General features: G+C 53.0%; 22 protein-coding genes. 12 read left to right on the top strand and 10 right to left on the bottom strand.

Going from position 1 to position 18873, the window contains the following annotated elements; all coding sequences use genetic code 11:
• The first annotated feature begins 30 nt into the window (after positions 1–30).
• The 3 genes from agaC to WC5_RS17590 are packed head-to-tail and all read left to right on the top strand — an operon-like array spanning position 31 to position 2383.
• Positions 31–834 (top strand): PTS galactosamine transporter subunit IIC, encoded by an 804-nt coding sequence (gene agaC / locus WC5_RS17600; RefSeq protein WP_000544481.1) that lies wholly within the window; start codon positions 31–33, stop codon positions 832–834.
• Positions 824–1615, top strand: a complete 792-nt coding sequence (gene agaD / locus WC5_RS17595; protein ID WP_000534348.1) for a PTS galactosamine transporter subunit IID — start codon at positions 824–826, stop codon at positions 1613–1615. The genes agaC and agaD overlap by 11 nt, the downstream gene beginning before the upstream one ends.
• The gene (locus WC5_RS17590) at positions 1616–2383 is read left to right on the top strand and encodes a galactosamine-6-phosphate isomerase (protein WP_077767117.1); all 768 of its coding nucleotides are present in this window, start codon (positions 1616–1618) and stop codon (positions 2381–2383) included. It begins immediately after the preceding gene.
• Between the two features lie 50 nt (positions 2384–2433).
• Here WC5_RS17590 and rsmI read toward each other — a convergent pair whose 3' ends face one another.
• Positions 2434–3297, bottom strand: coding sequence for a 16S rRNA (cytidine(1402)-2'-O)-methyltransferase (rsmI, locus tag WC5_RS17585; RefSeq protein ID WP_000809263.1), 864 nt, complete (start codon positions 3295–3297; stop codon positions 2434–2436).
• A 64-nt stretch (positions 3298–3361) separates the two neighbouring features.
• On the opposite strand from rsmI, the gene lpoA reads away from it, so the two are divergent.
• From lpoA to dolP, 4 genes are read left to right on the top strand one after another with little or no spacing between them, the layout of a single operon-like run.
• Complete coding sequence (gene lpoA, locus WC5_RS17580) at positions 3362–5398, top strand: penicillin-binding protein activator LpoA (RefSeq protein WP_000249112.1); 2037 nt, start codon at positions 3362–3364, stop codon at positions 5396–5398.
• Positions 5356–5751 carry a YraN family protein gene (locus tag WC5_RS17575; RefSeq protein ID WP_000246842.1) on the top strand — a complete coding sequence of 132 codons (396 nt, stop codon included), beginning with the start codon at positions 5356–5358 and terminating at the stop codon, positions 5749–5751. The genes lpoA and WC5_RS17575 overlap by 43 nt, the downstream gene beginning before the upstream one ends.
• A gap of 19 nt (positions 5752–5770) precedes the next feature.
• Complete coding sequence (gene diaA, locus WC5_RS17570; RefSeq protein WP_001158034.1) at positions 5771–6361, top strand: DnaA initiator-associating protein DiaA; 591 nt, start codon at positions 5771–5773, stop codon at positions 6359–6361.
• Positions 6362–6370: 9 nt separating this feature from the next.
• Entirely contained in the window at positions 6371–6946 is a 576-nt protein-coding gene (gene dolP / locus WC5_RS17565) for a division/outer membrane stress-associated lipid-binding lipoprotein (protein WP_000646033.1), read from the top strand.
• Between the two features lie 103 nt (positions 6947–7049).
• Here the strand turns inward: dolP and WC5_RS17560 are convergent, their stop codons facing one another.
• Together WC5_RS17560 and WC5_RS17555 are read right to left on the bottom strand one after the other, a co-directional pair.
• Positions 7050–8090: a permease gene (locus WC5_RS17560; RefSeq protein WP_000147591.1), complete on the bottom strand. Its 1041-nt coding sequence runs from the start codon at positions 8088–8090 to the stop codon at positions 7050–7052.
• 72 nt (positions 8091–8162) lie between these two features.
• Positions 8163–8798 carry an NAD(P)H-binding protein gene (locus WC5_RS17555; RefSeq protein ID WP_001385509.1) on the bottom strand — a complete coding sequence of 212 codons (636 nt, stop codon included), beginning with the start codon at positions 8796–8798 and terminating at the stop codon, positions 8163–8165.
• A 127-nt stretch (positions 8799–8925) separates the two neighbouring features.
• Between WC5_RS17555 and yhbO the strand changes: the two genes are divergently transcribed.
• The gene (gene yhbO, locus WC5_RS17550; protein ID WP_000037602.1) at positions 8926–9444 is read left to right on the top strand and encodes a protein/nucleic acid deglycase; all 519 of its coding nucleotides are present in this window, start codon (positions 8926–8928) and stop codon (positions 9442–9444) included.
• On the opposite strand, the gene WC5_RS17545 is transcribed toward yhbO, so the two are convergent.
• Positions 9424–9867 carry a YhbP family protein gene (locus WC5_RS17545; RefSeq protein ID WP_000449442.1) on the bottom strand — a complete coding sequence of 148 codons (444 nt, stop codon included), beginning with the start codon at positions 9865–9867 and terminating at the stop codon, positions 9424–9426. The two genes, yhbO and WC5_RS17545, sit on opposite strands and share 21 nt — an antisense overlap.
• Positions 9868–9917: 50 nt before the next feature.
• Here WC5_RS17545 and yhbQ point away from each other — a divergent pair, with 50 nt between their 5' ends.
• The gene (gene yhbQ / locus WC5_RS17540) at positions 9918–10220 is read left to right on the top strand and encodes a DNA damage response exodeoxyribonuclease YhbQ (protein WP_010350072.1); all 303 of its coding nucleotides are present in this window, start codon (positions 9918–9920) and stop codon (positions 10218–10220) included.
• Here the strand turns inward: yhbQ and WC5_RS17535 are convergent.
• Together WC5_RS17535 and ubiT are read right to left on the bottom strand one after the other, a co-directional pair.
• A complete protein-coding gene (locus tag WC5_RS17535; RefSeq protein ID WP_000908554.1) occupies positions 10207–10710 on the bottom strand; it encodes a GNAT family N-acetyltransferase in 504 nt (167 codons plus the stop codon). The two genes, yhbQ and WC5_RS17535, sit on opposite strands and share 14 nt — an antisense overlap.
• Complete coding sequence (ubiT, locus tag WC5_RS17530; RefSeq protein WP_001517154.1) at positions 10704–11228, bottom strand: ubiquinone anaerobic biosynthesis accessory factor UbiT; 525 nt, start codon at positions 11226–11228, stop codon at positions 10704–10706. Before ubiT ends, WC5_RS17535 begins: the two co-directional genes overlap by 7 nt.
• Before the next feature lie 208 nt (positions 11229–11436).
• Between ubiT and ubiU the strand changes: the two genes are divergently transcribed.
• The 3 genes from ubiU to WC5_RS17515 all read left to right on the top strand — a co-directional run bounded on the left by ubiU (position 11437) and on the right by WC5_RS17515 (position 14407).
• Positions 11437–12432 carry a ubiquinone anaerobic biosynthesis protein UbiU gene (gene ubiU, locus WC5_RS17525; protein WP_000421305.1) on the top strand — a complete coding sequence of 332 codons (996 nt, stop codon included), beginning with the start codon at positions 11437–11439 and terminating at the stop codon, positions 12430–12432.
• Positions 12433–12440: 8 nt separating this feature from the next.
• Positions 12441–13319, top strand: coding sequence for a U32 family peptidase (locus WC5_RS17520; RefSeq protein ID WP_001298329.1), 879 nt, complete (start codon positions 12441–12443; stop codon positions 13317–13319).
• A gap of 80 nt (positions 13320–13399) precedes the next feature.
• Positions 13400–14407, top strand: coding sequence for a luciferase-like monooxygenase (locus WC5_RS17515; protein WP_000130413.1), 1008 nt, complete (start codon positions 13400–13402; stop codon positions 14405–14407).
• 72 nt (positions 14408–14479) lie between these two features.
• Here the strand turns inward: WC5_RS17515 and mtr are convergent, their stop codons facing one another.
• From mtr to nlpI, 4 genes are all read right to left on the bottom strand, one after another.
• Entirely contained in the window at positions 14480–15724 is a 1245-nt protein-coding gene (gene mtr / locus WC5_RS17510; protein ID WP_000224323.1) for a tryptophan permease, read from the bottom strand.
• Positions 15725–15877: 153 nt separating this feature from the next.
• Entirely contained in the window at positions 15878–17767 is a 1890-nt protein-coding gene (deaD, locus tag WC5_RS17505; RefSeq protein WP_010350076.1) for an ATP-dependent RNA helicase DeaD, read from the bottom strand.
• A complete protein-coding gene (gene yrbN / locus WC5_RS24695; RefSeq protein WP_010723222.1) occupies positions 17760–17840 on the bottom strand; it encodes a protein YrbN in 81 nt (26 codons plus the stop codon). The genes deaD and yrbN overlap by 8 nt, the downstream gene beginning before the upstream one ends.
• A 106-nt stretch (positions 17841–17946) precedes the next feature.
• Entirely contained in the window at positions 17947–18831 is an 885-nt protein-coding gene (gene nlpI, locus WC5_RS17500; RefSeq protein ID WP_000802080.1) for a lipoprotein NlpI, read from the bottom strand.
• Positions 18832–18873 lie beyond the last annotated feature (42 nt).

Genomic DNA, 18873 nt, shown 5'->3' on the forward strand with positions numbered 1-18873 from the left:
TCGCCTTAATACTGGTTTGAGGTAATAAAAATGCATGAAATAACCCTACTTCAGGGATTATCCCTGGCGGCATTAGTTTTCGTTCTGGGGATTGATTTTTGGCTGGAAGCCTTATTTTTATTCCGCCCGATAATCGTTTGTACCCTTACAGGTGCTATTCTCGGTGATATTCAGACTGGCTTAATTACCGGTGGTCTGACAGAACTGGCTTTCGCCGGATTAACCCCTGCTGGTGGTGTTCAGCCGCCTAACCCGATTATGGCCGGTCTGATGACTACCGTTATTGCATGGTCTACGGGCGTCGATGCCAAAACGGCGATTGGTCTTGGCCTGCCGTTCAGCCTGTTAATGCAGTACCTCATTCTGTTCTTCTATTCGGCATTCTCGCTATTTATGAGCAAAGCCGATAAATGCGCCAAAGAGGCGGATACAGCAGCGTTTTCCCGACTTAACTGGACAACGATGCTGATTGTTGCCTTTTCGTATGCGGTGATTGCTTTCCTCTGTACTTACCTGGCGCAAGGTGCGATGCAGGCGCTGGTAAAAGCAATGCCCACATGGTTGACCCACGGCTTTGAAGTGGCTGGCGGTATTCTGCCTGCCGTCGGTTTTGGCTTGCTGCTGCGCGTGATGTTCAAAGCGCAATATATCCCTTACCTGATCGCCGGTTTCCTGTTTGTTTGCTACATCCAGGTCAGCAACCTGTTGCCGGTTGCCGTACTGGGCGCAGGCTTTGCGGTGTATGAGTTTTTCAATGCGAAATCCCGGCAGCAAGCGCAACCGCAGCCCGTTGCCAGTAAAAATGAAGAAGAGGACTACAGCAATGGGATCTGAAATCAGTAAAAAAGATATCACCCGTCTGGGCTTTCGTTCGTCGCTGCTGCAAGCGAGCTTTAACTACGAAAGGATGCAGGCTGGCGGCTTTACCTGGGCGATGTTGCCGATCCTGAAAAAGATTTATAAGGACGACAAACCGGGCTTAAGCGCGGCGATGAAAGATAATCTCGAATTTATTAATACCCACCCGAATCTGGTCGGATTCCTGATGGGGTTATTGATTTCGATGGAAGAGAAAGGAGAAAACCGCGACACCATTAAGGGTCTGAAAGTGGCGCTGTTTGGCCCAATCGCCGGGATTGGCGATGCGATTTTCTGGTTTACCTTGTTGCCGATTATGGCGGGGATTTGCTCATCGTTTGCCAGTCAGGGAAACCTGCTGGGGCCGATTCTGTTTTTCGCCGTTTACCTGCTTATCTTTTTCCTGCGCGTCGGCTGGACCCACGTCGGTTATTCAGTCGGCGTGAAGGCTATTGATAAAGTACGAGAGAACTCGCAAATGATCGCCCGTTCGGCAACCATCCTCGGGATCACGGTAATCGGCGGGCTGATCGCTTCGTATGTGCATATTAATGTGGTGACGTCGTTTGCTATCGACAGTAGCCACAGCGTCGCGCTGCAACAGGATTTCTTCGATAAAGTCTTCCCGAATATTTTACCGATGGCCTATACCCTACTGATGTATTACTTCCTGCGGGTGAAAAAAGCGCATCCGGTGCTGTTAATCGGCGTGACGTTTGTGCTCTCTATTGTTTGTTCCGCATTTGGCATTTTGTAAATGGAACAAGGCACTGCGCCTGGTGGTGCCTCTTTACTTAAGGAATTTCATCCTGTGCAAACCCTTCAGCAAGTTGAAAACTATACGGCGTTAAGTGAACGCGCCAGCGAATATTTATTGGACGTGATCCGTAGCAAACCAAAGGCCGTGATTTGCCTCGCGACCGGAGCGACGCCATTACTGACGTATCATTATCTGGTAGAAAAAATCCACCAGCAGCAGGTTGATGTCAGCCAACTCACCTTCGTGAAGCTCGACGAATGGGTGGATCTGCCATTAACCGCGCCCGGCACCTGCGAAACTTTCCTTCAGAAGCATATCGTGCAGCCGCTGGGGTTACGTGAAGACCAGCTCATCAGCTTTCGCTCCGAAGAGATAAACGAGACAGAGTGCGAGCGGGTAACGAATCTGATTGCGCGCAAAGGCGGTCTCGATTTGTGCGTTCTCAGACTAGGGAAAAACGGCCATCTTGGGCTGAACGAACCGGGAGAAAGCCTGCAACCGGCCTGCCATATCAGCCAACTTGATGCGAAAACCCAGCAGCATGAGATGTTAAAAACCGCTGGTCGTCCCGTGACTCGTGGAATCACCTTAGGCATGAAGGATATTCTCAATGCCCGCGAAGTTTTGTTACTGGTGACTGGCGAAGGAAAGCAGGATGCGACAGAACGTTTTCTCACGGCTAAAGTCTCCACCACTATCCCGGCGTCGTTTTTATGGCTGCATAACCATTTCACATGCGTAATTGATGAGATGTGTCGTCGTTAACTCGCCAGGAACAGGCGTTGCAGCTCTTATTCCTGCTGCAACGCCTGTAATTACTCCCCTTGCTGCTCCAGCGCATACTTATACAGCGCATTTTTCTTCACGCCGTGAATTTCTGCTGCCAGCGCCGCCGCTTTTTTCAGCGGCAGTTCTGCCTGTAACAGCGCCAGCGTGCGCAGCGCATCGGCAGGCAAGTCTTCTTCCTGCGCTTTATGTCCTTCGACAATCAGTACCATTTCGCCTTTGCGGCGGTTTTCATCTTCTTTTACCCACGCCAACAGTTCGCCAACGGGCGCGCCGTGAATGGTTTCCCAGGTTTTGGTCAGTTCTCGCGCCAGCACCACGTAGCGGGACTCACCCAGCACCGCGACGATATCTTCCAGGCTATCTAACAGACGGTGGGTCGATTCATAAAAAATCAGCGTGCGCGGTTCCGCTTCAATCGCTTTTAGCGCATCACGGCGGCCTTTCGATTTAGCGGGCAGAAAGCCTTCATAACAAAAACGGTCGGATGGTAAACCAGCGGCGCTTAATGCAGTGATGGCAGCACACGGTCCCGGTAGCGGCACCACGCGAATCCCCGCTTCACGGCAGGTACGCACCAGATGGTAACCAGGGTCGTTAATCAGCGGCGTTCCGGCATCAGAAACCAGCGCAATGTTTTGTCCCTCTTGCAGCTTCGCCAGCAGCGTTTCGGCTTTCTGTTGTTCGTTATGGTCGTGCAGAGCGAACAGTCGGGCGTTTATCCCAAAATGTTGCAGCAGTAAACCGGTATGACGCGTATCCTCGGCGGCAATCAGATCAACGGCCTGTAATACCTCCAGCGCACGCTGGGTGATATCCGCCAGATTGCCGATTGGCGTCGGTACAATGTAGAGCTGACCTTGAGAATTATCCGCCGATTGGTGTTGTTTCATTGTGTCGTCCGTATTGCCGATTTAATATTGAGAATTGCGTAAAAAAAATATCACTGGATACATTATGGTACCCTCAACATTTTCTCGTTTGAAAGCCGCGCGTTGTCTGCCTGTTGTTCTGGCAGCCCTGATTTTCGCCGGTTGTGGCACCCATACCCCCGATCAGTCCACTGCCTATATGCAGGGCACGGCGCAGGCCGATTCTGCCTTTTATCTTCAGCAGATGCAGCAAAGCTCTGATGATACCAGGATCAACTGGCAATTACTCGCCATTCGTGCACTGGTGAAAGAAGGTAAAACCGGGCAGGCGGTTGAACTGTTTAACCAGCTGCCGCAAGAACTGAACGATATCCAGCGTCGTGAAAAATCTCTGCTGGCGGTAGAGATTAAGCTGACACAAAAAGATTTTGCTGGCGCGCAGACCTTGCTGGCTAAAATTACTCCGGCAGATTTAGAGCAAAACCAGCAGGCGCGTTACTGGCAGGCAAAAATCGATGCCAGTCAGGGACGTCCTTCCATTGATTTATTGCGCGCATTAATTGCTCAGGAACCGTTACTCGGTGCGCAAGAAAAACAGCAGAATATCGATGCCACCTGGCAGGCGCTCTCCGCCATGACCCAGCAGCAGGCGAATACGCTGGTGATCAACGCCGACGAAAACATCCTGCAAGGCTGGCTGGATCTGCAACGCGTCTGGTTTGATAACCGCAATGACCCCGAGATGATGAAAGCCGGGATCGCTGACTGGCAGAAACGTTATCCGAACAATCCGGGCGCGAAAATGCTGCCAACGCAGTTGGTAAATGTAAAAGCGTTTAAACCAGCGTCAACCAACAAAATCGCCCTGCTGTTACCGTTGAATGGTCAGGCCGCAGTGTTTGGTCGCACTATTCAGCAAGGCTTTGAAGCGGCGAAAAATATCGGCACTCAGCCGGTAGCGGCTCAGGTAGCAGCCGCGCCTGTCGCTGACGTAGCAGAACAACCCCAGCCGCAAACCGTAGACGGCGTTGCCAGCCCGGCACAAGCGTCTGTTAGCGATCTGACAGGTGAAGAAACCGCCGCACAGCCGGTGCCTGTAAGCGCCCCTCCGGCAAGCACCGCAGCGGTAAGCTCTCCGGCGAATCCATCCGCAGAACTGAAAATCTACGATACCTCATCACAACCACTTAGCCAGATCCTCAACCAGGTTCAGCAGGATGGCGCGAGTATTGTAGTCGGTCCACTGCTAAAAAATAACGTTGAGGAGTTGCTCAAGAGCAACACCCCGCTGAACGTGCTGGCACTCAATCAGCCGGAAAATATCGAAAACCGCGCCAATATCTGTTACTTCGCGCTATCGCCAGAAGATGAAGCGCGCGATGCAGCGCGTCATATTCGTGACCAGGGTAAACAAGCACCGCTGGTACTGATCCCACGCAGTTCGTTGGGCGATCGCGTAGCCAATGCGTTTGCGCAAGAGTGGCAGAAACTCGGCGGCGGCACCGTTTTGCAACAAAAATTTGGTTCCACCAGCGAATTACACGCGGGTGTTAACGGCCGTGCAGGTATCGCTTTAACAGGTAGCCCGATTACACCCAGAGCGACAACCGACTCCGGCATGACGACCAACAATCCAACCCTGCAAACCACGCCGACCGGAGACCAGTTCACCGATAATGGCGGCCGTGTCGATGCGGTGTACATTGTGGCAACGCCAGCCGAAATCGCCTTCATCAAACCGATGATCGCCATGCGTAACGGCAGTCACAGCGGTGCAACGTTGTACGCCAGCTCCCGCAGCGCAGGAGGCTCTGCTGGCCCGGATTTCCGACTGGAGATGGAAGGCTTGCAGTACAGCGAAATCCCGATGCTGGCAGGCGGTAATCTGCCGTTAATGCAGCAGGCGCTCAGTGCGGTAAATAATGATTATTCGCTGGCGCGCATGTATGCGATGGGCGTCGATGCCTGGTCACTGGCGAATCATTTCTCGCAAATGCGCCAGGTTCAGGGTTTTGAAATCAACGGTAATACCGGAAGTCTGACGGCTAACCCGGATTGCGTGATTAACAGGAAGTTATCATGGCTACAGTACCAACAAGGTCAGGTAGTCCCCGCCAGTTAACCACTAAACAGACCGGCGATGCGTGGGAGGCACAAGCGCGTCGCTGGCTGGAAGGCAAAGGACTGCGCTTTGTCGCCGCTAACGTGAACGAGCGTGGCGGCGAGATTGATCTGATAATGTATGAAGGCCAGACCACCGTTTTTGTTGAGGTGCGCTACCGCCGCTCTGCCCTATATGGTGGCGCAGCAGCCAGTGTGACCCGCAGCAAACAACACAAATTATTACAGACTGCCCGCTTGTGGCTCGCGCGTCATAATGGGAGTTTTGATACTGTGGATTGCCGGTTCGATGTGATAGCCTTCACCGGGAATGAGGTTGAGTGGATTAAGGACGCCTTTAATGACCACTCATAATTAAGGTTTAAGGATTAGCGTGCAAGAAAGAATCAAAGCTTGCTTCACTGAAAGCATTCAAACTCAAATTGCAGCGGCAGAGGCGCTTCCGGATGCCATCTCCCGTGCAGCCATGACGCTGGTTCAGTCTCTGCTCAATGGCAACAAAATCCTCTGTTGTGGTAATGGAACCTCCGCTGCCAATGCACAGCATTTTGCTGCCAGCATGATCAACCGTTTCGAGACGGAGCGACCCAGCCTACCTGCCATTGCACTAAATACCGATAATGTTGTCTTAACGGCGATTGCCAACGATCGCTTACATGATGAAGTGTATGCAAAACAGGTGCGGGCGCTGGGACATGCGGGAGATGTGTTGTTAGCTATTTCTACTCGTGGCAATAGCCGAGATATCGTAAAAGCTGTTGAAGCCGCCGTTACGCGTGATATGACCATTGTGGCATTAACCGGCTATGACGGCGGTGAACTTGCAGGTTTGTTAGGGCCACAGGACGTGGAGATCCGCATTCCCTCGCATCGTAGTGCTCGCATTCAGGAAATGCATATGCTGACGGTAAATTGCCTGTGCGATCTGATCGATAACACGCTTTTCCCTCACCAGGATGATTAAGGAGAACACATGAAGGCATTATCGCCAATCGCAGTCCTTATTTCCGCGCTGCTGTTGCAAGGTTGTGTTGCTGCTGCCGTAGTAGGTACTGCCGCTGTGGGTACTAAAGCGGCGACCGACCCCCGCAGTGTCGGCACCCAGGTGGACGATGGTACTCTGGAAGTACGCGTGAACAGCGCATTGTCAAAAGACGAACAGATTAAGAAAGAAGCGCGCATTAATGTAACGGCCTATCAGGGCAAAGTGCTGCTGGTTGGGCAGTCACCAAACGCTGAACTTTCGGCTCGCGCCAAACAGATTGCTATGGGCGTAGACGGTGCCAACGAAGTGTATAACGAGATTCGTCAGGGTCAGCCGATTGGTCTGGGCGAAGCGTCTAACGATACGTGGATCACCACCAAAGTGCGTTCGCAGCTCTTAACCAGCGACCTGGTGAAATCGTCCAATGTGAAAGTGACCACCGAAAACGGCGAAGTGTTCCTGATGGGGCTGGTGACTGAACGTGAAGCAAAAGCGGCGGCAGATATTGCCAGCCGGGTGAGCGGCGTGAAGCGGGTGACCACGGCGTTTACGTTTATTAAATAACTGTCCCTTGTAATGCCTGATGCGACGCTTGCCGCGTCTTATCAGGCCTACAACGACACAAACCGTAGGTCGGATAAGGCGTTTACGCCGCATCCGACATGTTTCAGGCCAACAGCGCCAGACTACCGACAATCACGCCTGACACCGCCACCATCGCTCCGGTCAGCCATAATGCTTTTGCCGGAAATGCTTTACGCAACATAATCAGTGACGGCAAACTCACCGCCGGGAGCGTCATCAACAATGCCAGCGCCGGAGCTGTTCCCATACCTGCCAGCATCATCGTTTGTACAATCGGAATTTCTGCTGCCGTGGGAATGACAAACAAGCATCCTGCTACCGCCATCGCCACCACCCACATCAGGCTGTTATCGACAGCACCATCGGCATGGGGGAATAACCAGACGCGAGCGGCACCCAACGCCAGCACCGCCAGGATATAAACCGGGATCGTACTCCAGAACAGAATCCACAGCGCCCTTCCCCAGCGGGTAAAAAATCCGCCCTGCGCTTCCGGCATGTCAATTTCAACTGGAGCATGGGTTTGCGGTGTCTCATGCACCCATTTTTGCACCAGCGTCGCAATCAGCAACACCATCACCAGCCCCGCCACCAGACGAATCGCCGCAAAACCCCAGCCGAGGACAAACCCCATAAACACCAGCGTCGCCGGGTTTAACAACGGATTCCCCATCCAGAATGCCAGCGCACCGCCCATCGATACCTGTTGGCGACGCATTCCCGCCGCGACCGGAGCCGCACAGCAGGTACACATCATGCCCGGCAGCGAAAACAGCGTTCCCAGCAGAGTTCCGCGAAAGCGCGATTGCCCCAGCGTGCGCAGCAACCAGTCACGGGGAATCAGCACCTGAATCAACGAACCGAGGATCACCCCCAGCACCGCCGCTTTCCATACCGCAAGGAAATAGATCATCGCGTAGTCCCACGCAGCCAGCCACGGATTAGCATCCGCCTGCGCGAGTATTGATTTACCGATGCTGTGGGTTTCGGCGGCGGTAAACGCTTTGCCGTAGTAGGGTTGCCATTTCACATACCAAAGTCCGGCAATGACAACGAGAAAGAAAAGCGCGGGTTTCCACCACTGAATGGGCGTTGCCGCCTGAGATGAAGACTGACCAGTCATAGCATTCCCCAGGAATAAGTTATGATAATTGAGCGCGTGAATATTACGCTCACTATCAATCCTTGGGAATAATTATTCAGCTCTTTTGCGTAGTTCTGAAGAGCTTAAAATAGTCACCCCTTCATGTTCAGGCCGCATGGCTTCTGCCAGCATGACCCGCGCCACATCCCGTGCATCAATGGATTTCCAGTTGCCAGGCAGCAAACGAAACAGCGGCGCAAAAAGCGTTTCGTTCATCCTCTGCTTGCTACGATCGCCCAGCAACATCGACGGACGCGCAATGGTCAGTTTCGGCCAGTTCTGGGCGATTAACGCTTCTTCCATCTCCCCTTTGACGCGGTTATAGAAAAACGGCGAATGCGCGTTTGCGCCCATCGCACTGACCACTAGCATATGCTGTGCACCCAGCCGCCGTCCGGTTAACGCGGTGTCCACGACCAGCGTGTAATCGGCATGAATAAATGCCTCTTTGCTACCCGCTTCCCGCCGCGTGGTGCCGAGACAACAAAACACAATGTCGATGGGATCGGTAACCTGCGCCAGCGCGTCGGTCAGTTGTGGATCATGGGGATTGAACACGCCTGGCATATCGCCCAACGGGCGTCGCGTCGGCGCGACTATGGCGTTTACTTTCGGTTCGTTAATCAACATCCGCAGCAGGTGACCGCCCACCAGCCCCGTTGCGCCTGTAATCAGTACCTGACTCATCTTCGCTCCTTTACAGAATTGTCCGCCTTGCACTCCCCGGTACATGCACCAGGCTTAATAGTCTACGAGGTAATTATCCCCGATTGTGGGAAATTCGCCTCATCCAATGCAACAACGCGGAGGAAGCATGAGTAAAAAGATTGCTGTTTTAATCACTGATGAATTTGAGGATTCAGAATTTACTTCACCCGCAGACGCATTTCGTAAAGCCGGGCACGAAGTTGTCACTATTGAAAAGCAAGCGGGTAAAACGGTGAAAGGGAAAAAAGGGGAAGCCAGCGTCACCATTGATAAATCCATCGATGAAGTGACGCCAGCAGAGTTTGATGCCCTGCTGCTTCCAGGTGGCCATTCACCAGATTATCTGCGTGGTGATAATCGTTTTGTCACCTTCACACGAGATTTTGTGAATAGCGGTAAACCGGTCTTCGCTATCTGCCACGGCCCGCAACTGCTGATTAGCGCCGATGTTATTCGCGGTCGTAAGCTGACCGCCGTTAAACCGATCATTATTGATGTTAAAAACGCAGGAGCGGAATTTTACGATCAGGAGGTGGTGGTCGATAAAGATCAGCTGGTTACCAGCCGAACGCCAGACGATCTGCCAGCATTTAACCGCGAGGCGTTACGCCTGCTCGGTGCCTGAGCCGCGTAGCCAGACCAGTTTTTTACCAAAGCCCAGCGTGTTGTCGGTGAATTTGATTTCATCAAGCCGGATTTGCCATACCGGTGCCGACAACATTCGGGCAACCGGAAAGCGGCGATTGTACGCCTTGCGTGCGAGGTCGCTTTCCTCACCTTCCAGCCTGCGGATCTCGCCTTTAAACTGTACGCCACGGATTAACGCTACCGTTTTCGGCTGACCGTTTACCGTTCCGGCAACCGGAGCCTGCGACCCGCTCATCTGTGCATGACGCGTTTTATCTTCCGTGAGAATGTAAAGAGCAACCTTTTGCGAATCAAACAGATAAAAGGCATTGGCGCACCAGAGTTCCCCTTCCTGCTGCACACACCAGGTGACAACATGTTGTTTTGCCAGCCAATGGCTAATAGCGGTGAGTGTTTCCATTTTTGTTCTCTTTTATACTGGTGGCCTGACCTTAACATGTGACACAAACGATGACACCCTGGTATCTCTATTTGATTCGTACCGCCGATAATAAGCTTTACACCGGGATCACCACGGATGTCGAACGCCGCTATCAGCAGCACCAGAGCGGCAAAGGCGCGAAAGCACTGCGTGGGAAAGGAGAACTAACGCTGGCGTTTTCCGCGCCAGTAGGCGACCGTTCGCTGGCACTACGGGCGGAATATCGCGTTAAGCAGTTAACCAAACGGCAAAAAGAGCGTCTGGTAGCGGAAGGCGTAGGGTTTGCAGAGTTATTAAGGAGTCTGCAAACCCCGGAGATTAAAAGCGATTGAAATGCTCGTGGTACTCAACCAGACCAGTTACGCCATTCAGCGCGTCATCCGCTAAACGATGTACCTGGAAGGCGCTTTCAGTGCCCGGCCAGCGACAACGCAGATCGTGATGCGCAGCCAGCTCAAAGCCGAAACGACTGTACAGCGCCGGATCGCCCAGCGTCACCACTGCGGCATAGCCGAACTCATTAAGCGAATCGAGTCCTTCATAGACCAGTTGGCGTGCCAGCCCCTGTCCACGGTATTTTTCATCAACCGCCAGCGGCGCCATGCCAACCCATTGCAGGTCTTCGCCCTGCACATCAACCGGACTAAATGCCACATAGCCAATGACCTGACCTTCGTCATCTGTCGCCACCAGCCCCAGCGTCAGAAAGCCATCTTCACGCAGATCGTGAACCAGCTTCGCTTCCGCATCGCTTTCGAATGAACGACGCAGCAGGGCATCAATACCCGGCGCATCAATGGGAATTTCTACTCGAATTAGCATGGTTCACCTACCGATGTCTGTTTGGTTTCAGGCGTGGTTTTCATTCCCGCCTCAACAAAATCCGCCAGTTGCAGCAGCATCATGCGTAAGGCTTTCGGCATTTGCTCCAGCTCAATGGCGTCCATCAGGTTTTTCACATACAGCCCCAGCTCCGTATCGCCTTCAATCACCAGCCGACGCTGGAAAAAAAGCGTATCCGGATCTTGTTTACGCGCCGCAATCATCAGCAGATCGCTGGCGTCGGCACTAAAACTCACATCAGCTTGCGCGTTCTGGCTGACAACCAGTTTGCCATTCACCACCGAGGTAAACCACTGCAGATCAATATCACGCACATGAATACTTAACCAGCGACCTTCAAGGAACTCCAGCTCGCCGTCGTCCAGCGCCTGGCGAAATTGCCAGCTTAAGACCTGCTCAAGAACCTGGCGTTTTAGCGCAAATGGCGTCAGTTTTACCGGTACACTCAACAGAGATGGCCCCAAATGCACAATACGGGAACGCAGTTTATCCAACACGAGTTTTACTCCCTGTTTCAACAATCGTCCTATTTTGCCATATCAGGAAAATAACATAGCGGTATAAATCAACAATTCCATATGAAATTGCTGCTACCACCAATACAACTTTAACTGCCTTAAATCAAAAATTGTCGCAGCAAGGTTAACTAAAATCCCAGTTCGTTAACATTTTTGCGCTTTGATAGCGCAACCTTCAGGAAAAATTATGGAGCTGCTCTGCCCTGCCGGAAATCTCCCGGCGCTTAAGGCGGCCATCGAAAACGGCGCAGATGCTGTTTATATCGGGCTAAAAGATGATACCAATGCCCGCCACTTCGCCGGCCTTAACTTTACCGAGAAAAAATTGCAGGAAGCGGTGAGTTTTGTCCATCAACATCGCCGCAAACTTCACATCGCAATTAACACTTTTGCGCACCCGGACGGTTACGCCCGCTGGCAGCGCGCCGTGGATATGGCGGCGCAGCTGGGTGCCGACGCGCTGATCCTCGCCGACCTCGCCATGCTGGAGTACGCCGCCGAGCGTTACCCGCATATTGAGCGTCATGTGTCAGTGCAGGCTTCGGCGACCAATGAAGAGGCGATTAACTTTTATCATCGCCATTTTGACGTTGCCCGCGTGGTGCTGCCGCGCGTGTTGTCGATTCATCAGGTGAAACAACTGGCGCGGGTTACCCCTGTACCGCTGGAAGTGTTCGCTTTCGGCAGCCTGTGCATTATGTCGGAAGGGCGCTGCTATCTGTCGTCGTATCTGACAGGTGAGTCGCCCAACACCGTCGGTGCGTGTTCTCCGGCTCGCTTCGTGCGCTGGCAACAAACGCCGCAGGGGCTGGAATCCCGTCTTAACGAAGTGCTGATCGACCGTTATCAGGATGGCGAAAACGCAGGTTATCCGACGCTGTGTAAAGGGCGTTATCTGGTAGACGGCGAACGCTATCACGCGCTGGAAGAACCAACCAGCCTCAATACCCTGGAACTACTGCCAGAGTTAATGGCGGCAAATATTGCTTCGGTGAAAATTGAAGGCCGCCAGCGTAGCCCGGCGTATGTCAGCCAGGTGGCGAAAGTCTGGCGTCAGGCTATCGACCGTTGTAAGGCCGATCCACAAAACTTCGTACCGCAAAGCGCGTGGATGGAGACGCTCGGGTCGATGTCCGAAGGCACGCAAACCACCCTTGGCGCGTATCACCGTAAATGGCAGTGAGAAAAGCAATGAAATATTCCTTAGGGCCAGTGCTGTGGTACTGGCCAAAAGAGACGCTGGAAGAATTTTATCAGCAGGCCGCCGCCAGCAGCGCCGATGTTATTTATCTCGGTGAAGCCGTGTGCAGCAAGCGTCGGGCAACCAAAGTTGGCGACTGGCTGGAGATGGCAAAATCGCTCGCCGGTAGCGGCAAGCAGATTGTGCTCTCCACACTGGCGCTGGTTCAGGCATCCTCTGAACTTGGCGAACTGAAACGCTATGTTGAGAATGGCGAATTTCTGATTGAAGCCAGCGATCTCGGCGTGGTGAATATGTGCGCTGAACGCAAACTGCCGTTCGTCGCCGGGCACGCGCTGAACTGCTACAACGCAGTGACGCTGAAAATATTACTCAAACAGGGCATGATGCGCTGGTGTATGCCGGTGGAACTTTCCCGCGACTGGCTGGTGAATCTGCTCAATCAGTGCGATGAGCTGGGCATTCGCAACCAGTTTGAAGTGGAAGTCTTGAGCTACGGTCATCTGCCGCTGGCCTATTCCGCCCGCTGCTTTACCGCGCGTTCGGAAGACCGCCCGAAAGATGAGTGTGAAACCTGCTGCATTAAGTATCCGAACGGGCGCAACGTGCTGTCGCAAGAGAATCAGCAAGTGTTTGTACTCAACGGTATTCAGACTATGAGCGGCTACGTGTACAACCTCGGTAACGAGCTGGCATCCATGCAGGGGCTGGTCGATGTGGTTCGCCTGTCACCGCAGGGTACTGACACTTTCGCTATGCTCGACGCCTTCCGCGCCAATGAAAATGGCGCTGCGCCACTGCCGTTGACGGCAAACAGCGATTGTAACGGCTACTGGCGACGGCTGGCAGGACTGGAGTTGCAAGCGTAAGTAAATAGCTCACTTTGTTAACAAGTTTAACTACTCTTTAATGCAGTATTAAAGATTAATCGGTAACAAAGTGAGCTGTTATGACTGATAAAACTATTCCTTTTTCGCTACTCGATCTGGCTCCCATCCCCGAAGGTTCTTCAGCACGAGAAGCGTTCTCCCACTCTCTCGACCTCGCCCGTCTGGCTGAAAAGCGCGGCTATCATCGCTACTGGCTGGCGGAACACCACAATATGACCGGCATTGCCAGTGCTGCCACATCGGTGTTAATTGGCTATCTGGCGGCGAACACCACCACGCTACACCTGGGTTCCGGCGGCGTGATGTTACCTAACCACTCACCGTTGGTGATTGCCGAACAGTTTGGCACGCTCAATACGCTCTATCCGGGGCGAATCGATTTAGGGCTGGGTCGTGCACCGGGTAGCGATCAACGGACAATGATGGCGCTACGTCGACATATGAGCGGTGATATTGATAATTTCCCCCGTGATGTTGCAGAGCTGGTGGACTGGTTTGACGCCCGCGATCCAAATCCGCATGTGCGCCCGGTGCCTGGCTATGGCGAGAAAATCCCGGTGTGGTTGTTAGGCTCCAGCCTTTACAGCGCACAACTGGCGGCGCAGCTTGGCCTGCCGTTTGCGTTTGCCTCACACTTCGCGCCGGATATGTTGTTCCAGGCGCTACATCTTTATCGCAGCAACTTCAAACCGTCGGCACGGCTGGAGAAACCATACGCGATGGTGTGCATCAATATTATCGCTGCCGACAGCAACCGCGATGCCGAATTTCTGTTTACCTCGATGCAGCAAGCCTTTGTGAAGCTGCGCCGTGGCGAAACAGGGCAACTGCCGCCGCCGATTCAAAATATGGATCAGTTCTGGTCACCATCCGAGCAGTATGGCGTGCAGCAGGCGCTGAGTATGTCGTTGGTAGGTGATAAAGCGAAAGTGCGTCATGGCTTGCAGTCAATCCTGCGCGAAACCGACGCCGATGAGATTATGGTTAACGGACAGATTTTTGACCACCAGGCGCGGCTGCATTCGTTTGATCTGGCGATGGATGTTAAAGAAGAGTTGTTGGGGTAAGTGCATTTTCCGCGCCGGGCAGTCCCCTCTCCCTGTGGGAGAGGGTTAGGGTGAGGGCATCAGACCTCACCCTTACTGATATACCGGCAGCAAATTAAAGCTCGATAAAATATGGATCAGTGCATTGCCAATGCCAAACACCAGAATCAGGACAATCATCGGCTTGCCGCCCCAGACGCGGAATTTCGGGCTACCGAAGCGTTTACGCGATGCGCGAGCCAGCAGCGCCGGAACAATTGCCGCCCAGATGGTAGCCGCTAAGCCAGCATAACCAATGGCATACAGGAATCCGTTCGGGAACAGCAGGCCACCAACAACAGGCGGTGCAAAGGTCAACAGTGCCGTTTTAAAGCGACCCAGAGCCGAGTCGTCGAAACCAAACAGATCTGCCAGATAATCGAACAGACCAAGCGTTACGCCGAGGAACGAACTCGCTACCGCAAAGTTTGAGAACACTACCAGCAGCAGATCCAGACTACGACTGTTCAGCACACCGCTTAACGCCTGTACCAGCACGTCAATATTGCCGCCCTTCTCGGCGATGCCGATAAACTCCGGACGTGGGATGTTACCCATCGTCGCCAGCAACCAGATGGTATACAGCGCCAGCGCCATCAGCGTACCGTACACCAGACATTTGACGATAGTTTTCGGGTCCTTGCCATAATATTTCATCAGGCTCGGCACGTTACCGTGATAACCAAACGATGCCAGGCAGAACGGCAGCGTCATCAGCAGATACGGCGCATAAGACGCATTGCTTTCGGCGACGTTGAGCAATGTCGCAGGCTGTACATGCCCCAGCAGGCTGCCGAAAGTGAGGAAAAAGGTAATGACCTTCGCCCCCAGCACAATCGCCGTCATTCGGCTGACGGCTTTAGTGCTCAACCACACCACAAACGCCACCAACAGTGCAAAACCAAAACCCGCCGCCCGTGCCGGGACATTTAGCGACATCTCTGCGAAGGTGTGATGCAAAATCGAACCGCAGGCAGAGATATAAGCGTAAGTCAGGATATAGAGCACAAAGGCAATGGAAATGCCATTGACCACGTTCCAGCCTTTGCCCAGCAAGTCTTTGGTGATGGTGTCAAAGCTCGAACCGATTCGATAATTCAGGTTAGCTTCCAGAATCATCAAACCGGAATGCAGCATACAAAACCAGGTGAAGATTAGCGCCGCCATTGACCAGAAGAACCACGCACCGGACATGACCACAGGCAGAGAAAACATTCCTGCGCCAATAATGGTGCCGCCGATAATCACCACGCCGCCAAGCAGCGACGGTGACGTTTGGGTGGTGGTTAGTGTTGCCATAAGGGCTTCTCTCCAGTGAAAAATAGTGCGACTGCGTTGTTATGTGTTGCACTGTACCAGTACGCGAGTACAAAAGACAGAAAAAAAACCCCGATTGTTAAAATCGGGGCTGTATATATTATTTTACAGATTGTGTTCGATGGTCAGCGTGTATTACGCATCACCACCGAAACGACGACGACCGGTAGAGTCATCACGACGCGGTGCGCGGCCTTCACGACGTTCGCCGCTAAAACGACGACCATCACCACGACCACCTTCACGGCGTTCACCGCTGAAGTTACGACCGCCTTCACGACGCTCGCCACCGACACCACGACCACCGCCACGACGCTCACCGCCAGTATGCGGCTGTGCATCGCCCAGCAACTGCATGTTCATCGGTTTGTTGAGAATGCGAGTGCGCGTAAAGTGTTGCAGCACTTCACCCGGCATACCTTTCGGCAGTTCGATGGTGGAGTGAGAAGCAAACAGCTTGATGTTACCAATGTAACGGCTGCTGATGTCGCCTTCGTTAGCAATCGCGCCAACGATATGACGAACTTCAACGCCATCATCACGACCCACTTCAATGCGGTACAGCTGCATGTCGCCAACATCACGACGTTCACGACGCGGACGATCTTCACGGTCGCCACGCGGGCCACGGTCGTTACGATCGCGCGGACCACGGTCATCACGGTCACGGAATTCACGTTTCGGACGCATCGGCGCATCTGGCGGAACAATCAGAGTACGTTCACCCTGTGCCATTTTCAGCAGTGCGGCTGCCAGAGTTTCGAGATCCAGTTCTTCACCTTCTGCGGTCGGCTGAATTTTGCTCAGCAGTGCACGGTATTGATCCAGATCGCTGCTTTCCAGCTGCTGCTGTACTTTAGCGGCAAATTTTTCCAGACGACGTTTGCCCAGCAGTTCTGCGTTCGGCAGTTCTACTTCTGGAATGGTCAGCTTCATAGTACGTTCAATGTTGCGCAGCAGACGACGCTCGCGGTTCTCAACGAACAGCAGCGCGCGGCCAGCACGACCCGCACGACCGGTACGACCGATACGGTGAACGTAAGACTCAGAATCCATCGGGATATCGTAGTTAACTACCAGGCTGATACGCTCAACGTCCAGGCCACGAGCCGCAACGTCGGTCGCAATCAGGATATCCAGACGACCATCTTTCAGGCGTTCCAGAGTCTGCTCACGCAGCGCCTGGTTCATGTCACCGTTCAGCGCGGCGCTATTGTAGCCGTTACGCTCAAGGGCTTCAGCCACTTCCAGAGTCGCGTTTTTGGTACGAACGAAGATAATCGCCGCATCAAAATCTTCTGCTTCCAGGAAACGTACCAGTGCTTCGTTTTTACGCATACCCCAGACAGTCCAGTAGCTCTGGCTGATGTCAGGACGGGTAGTCACGCTGGACTGAATGCGCACTTCCTGCGGCTCTTTCATAAAGCGGCGGGTAATGCGACGAATCGCTTCCGGCATGGTGGCAGAGAACAGAGCGGTCTGATGACCTTCCGGGATCTGCGCCATAATGGTTTCAACATCTTCAATGAAGCCCATGCGCAGCATTTCGTCAGCTTCATCCAGAACCAGACCGCTCAGTTTAGAGAGATCCAGAGTGCCACGTTTCAGGTGGTCAAGCAGACGGCCCGGAGTACCGACAACGATCTGCGGCCCCTGACGCAGGGCGCGTAATTGCACGTCATAACGCTGGCCGCCGTACAGGGCAACCACGTTTACGCCGCGCATGTGTTTAGAGAAATCCGTCATTGCTTCAGCAACCTGTACCGCCAGTTCGCGGGTCGGTGCCAGCACCAGAATCTGTGGTGCTTTCAGCTCAGGATCAAGATTCTGCAGCAGAGGTAAAGAGAATGCTGCAGTTTTTCCGCTCCCCGTCTGGGCCATACCCAGTACGTCGCGGCCATTCAGCAGATGTGGAATACACTCTGCCTGAATTGGAGATGGTTTTTCGTAACCCAGATCGTTAAGGGCTTCAAGGATAGGAGCCTTCAGGCCCAGATCTGCAAAAGTGGTTTCGAATTCAGCCATGTAGTACGTGTGCCTCAAAATTAATGGCGGCCAGTCTACATAACTCATCATGAAATTGATCAGCAATTTTCATTGAAAAGTGTGAACCGGCTCAAAGTAGGTGTATTAACGAACAACAACGCCCTCACCCGTTAAGGTGATGGCAATCAAATAAGATTACGGGCTGATGTGTACGTCAGCTATTGCTGGTCCGATTCTGCCAGGTCATCTTGGTCCTGGCCCAGGAGCGATAATTCCAACAATGCGTATCGGTGCTCAACAAAGTTATGAACGTTGTTGGCAACCGCCAGTTTGAACAGTGCCGTGGCGCTGTCCAAATCCCCCAGACTTAGGTAGTACTTACCTAAATAGAAGTTGGTTTCACTGAGATGCTCAGCGAGCGAGGTGTTATCCGTTGCGTCCGCCTTGAGCCTTTCCATTAACGTTTGTTCGCTAATGTTGCCCAGGTAGAACTCGACAATGTTCCATCCCCACTGCTCCTTGTCCGATTTTTCGAAGTGCTGTTTTAACACTTCTTTAGCCTGCTTCTCATCGAGCTTCTGCTCGGCGAGATAAAGCCACAGACTACGGAAAGGATCATTGGGATCGTCTTGATAAAACGCCAGCAGATCATCTTGCGCTAACTTGTCACGACCGCCGTAATATAATGCGATCCCGCGATTCAAGTGCGCGTAGTTGTAAGTTGGATCAAGCTCAAGTACAGAATCAAACGCTTCATAGGCAGCATCAAAATTGCCTGCCTGCGTTAAATATATGCCTAAGTAATTGAATACTTCAGGCATATCCGGTCGGATTGCCAGCGCCTGCGAAAAATCGTTACGCGCTAATGCCCTCAGACCGAGACTATCATACAACACTCCGCGCTCATATAAAAGCTGTGCGCGTTCGTCATCGGTTAAAGCCCGACTGGCAAGGATCTGTTCCATACGTGCCAGAATCACTTCCTGCTGTAAAGTCGGTTGCAATGGTACTGCGAGGACTTCACTTTTACGCCAGGAAGTATTACTGCATCCTGCAAGCGTAAGTGCTGTCGCAACGAAACACCAGCGCAAAAAAGGCTTCATTTCCCACTCCCGAAGACCACGGTTGAATGAACGTCCTGTTCC

This window comes from Escherichia sp. KTE114, assembly GCF_000407765.1.
In the GTDB taxonomy this organism is placed as follows: domain Bacteria; phylum Pseudomonadota; class Gammaproteobacteria; order Enterobacterales; family Enterobacteriaceae; genus Escherichia; species Escherichia ruysiae.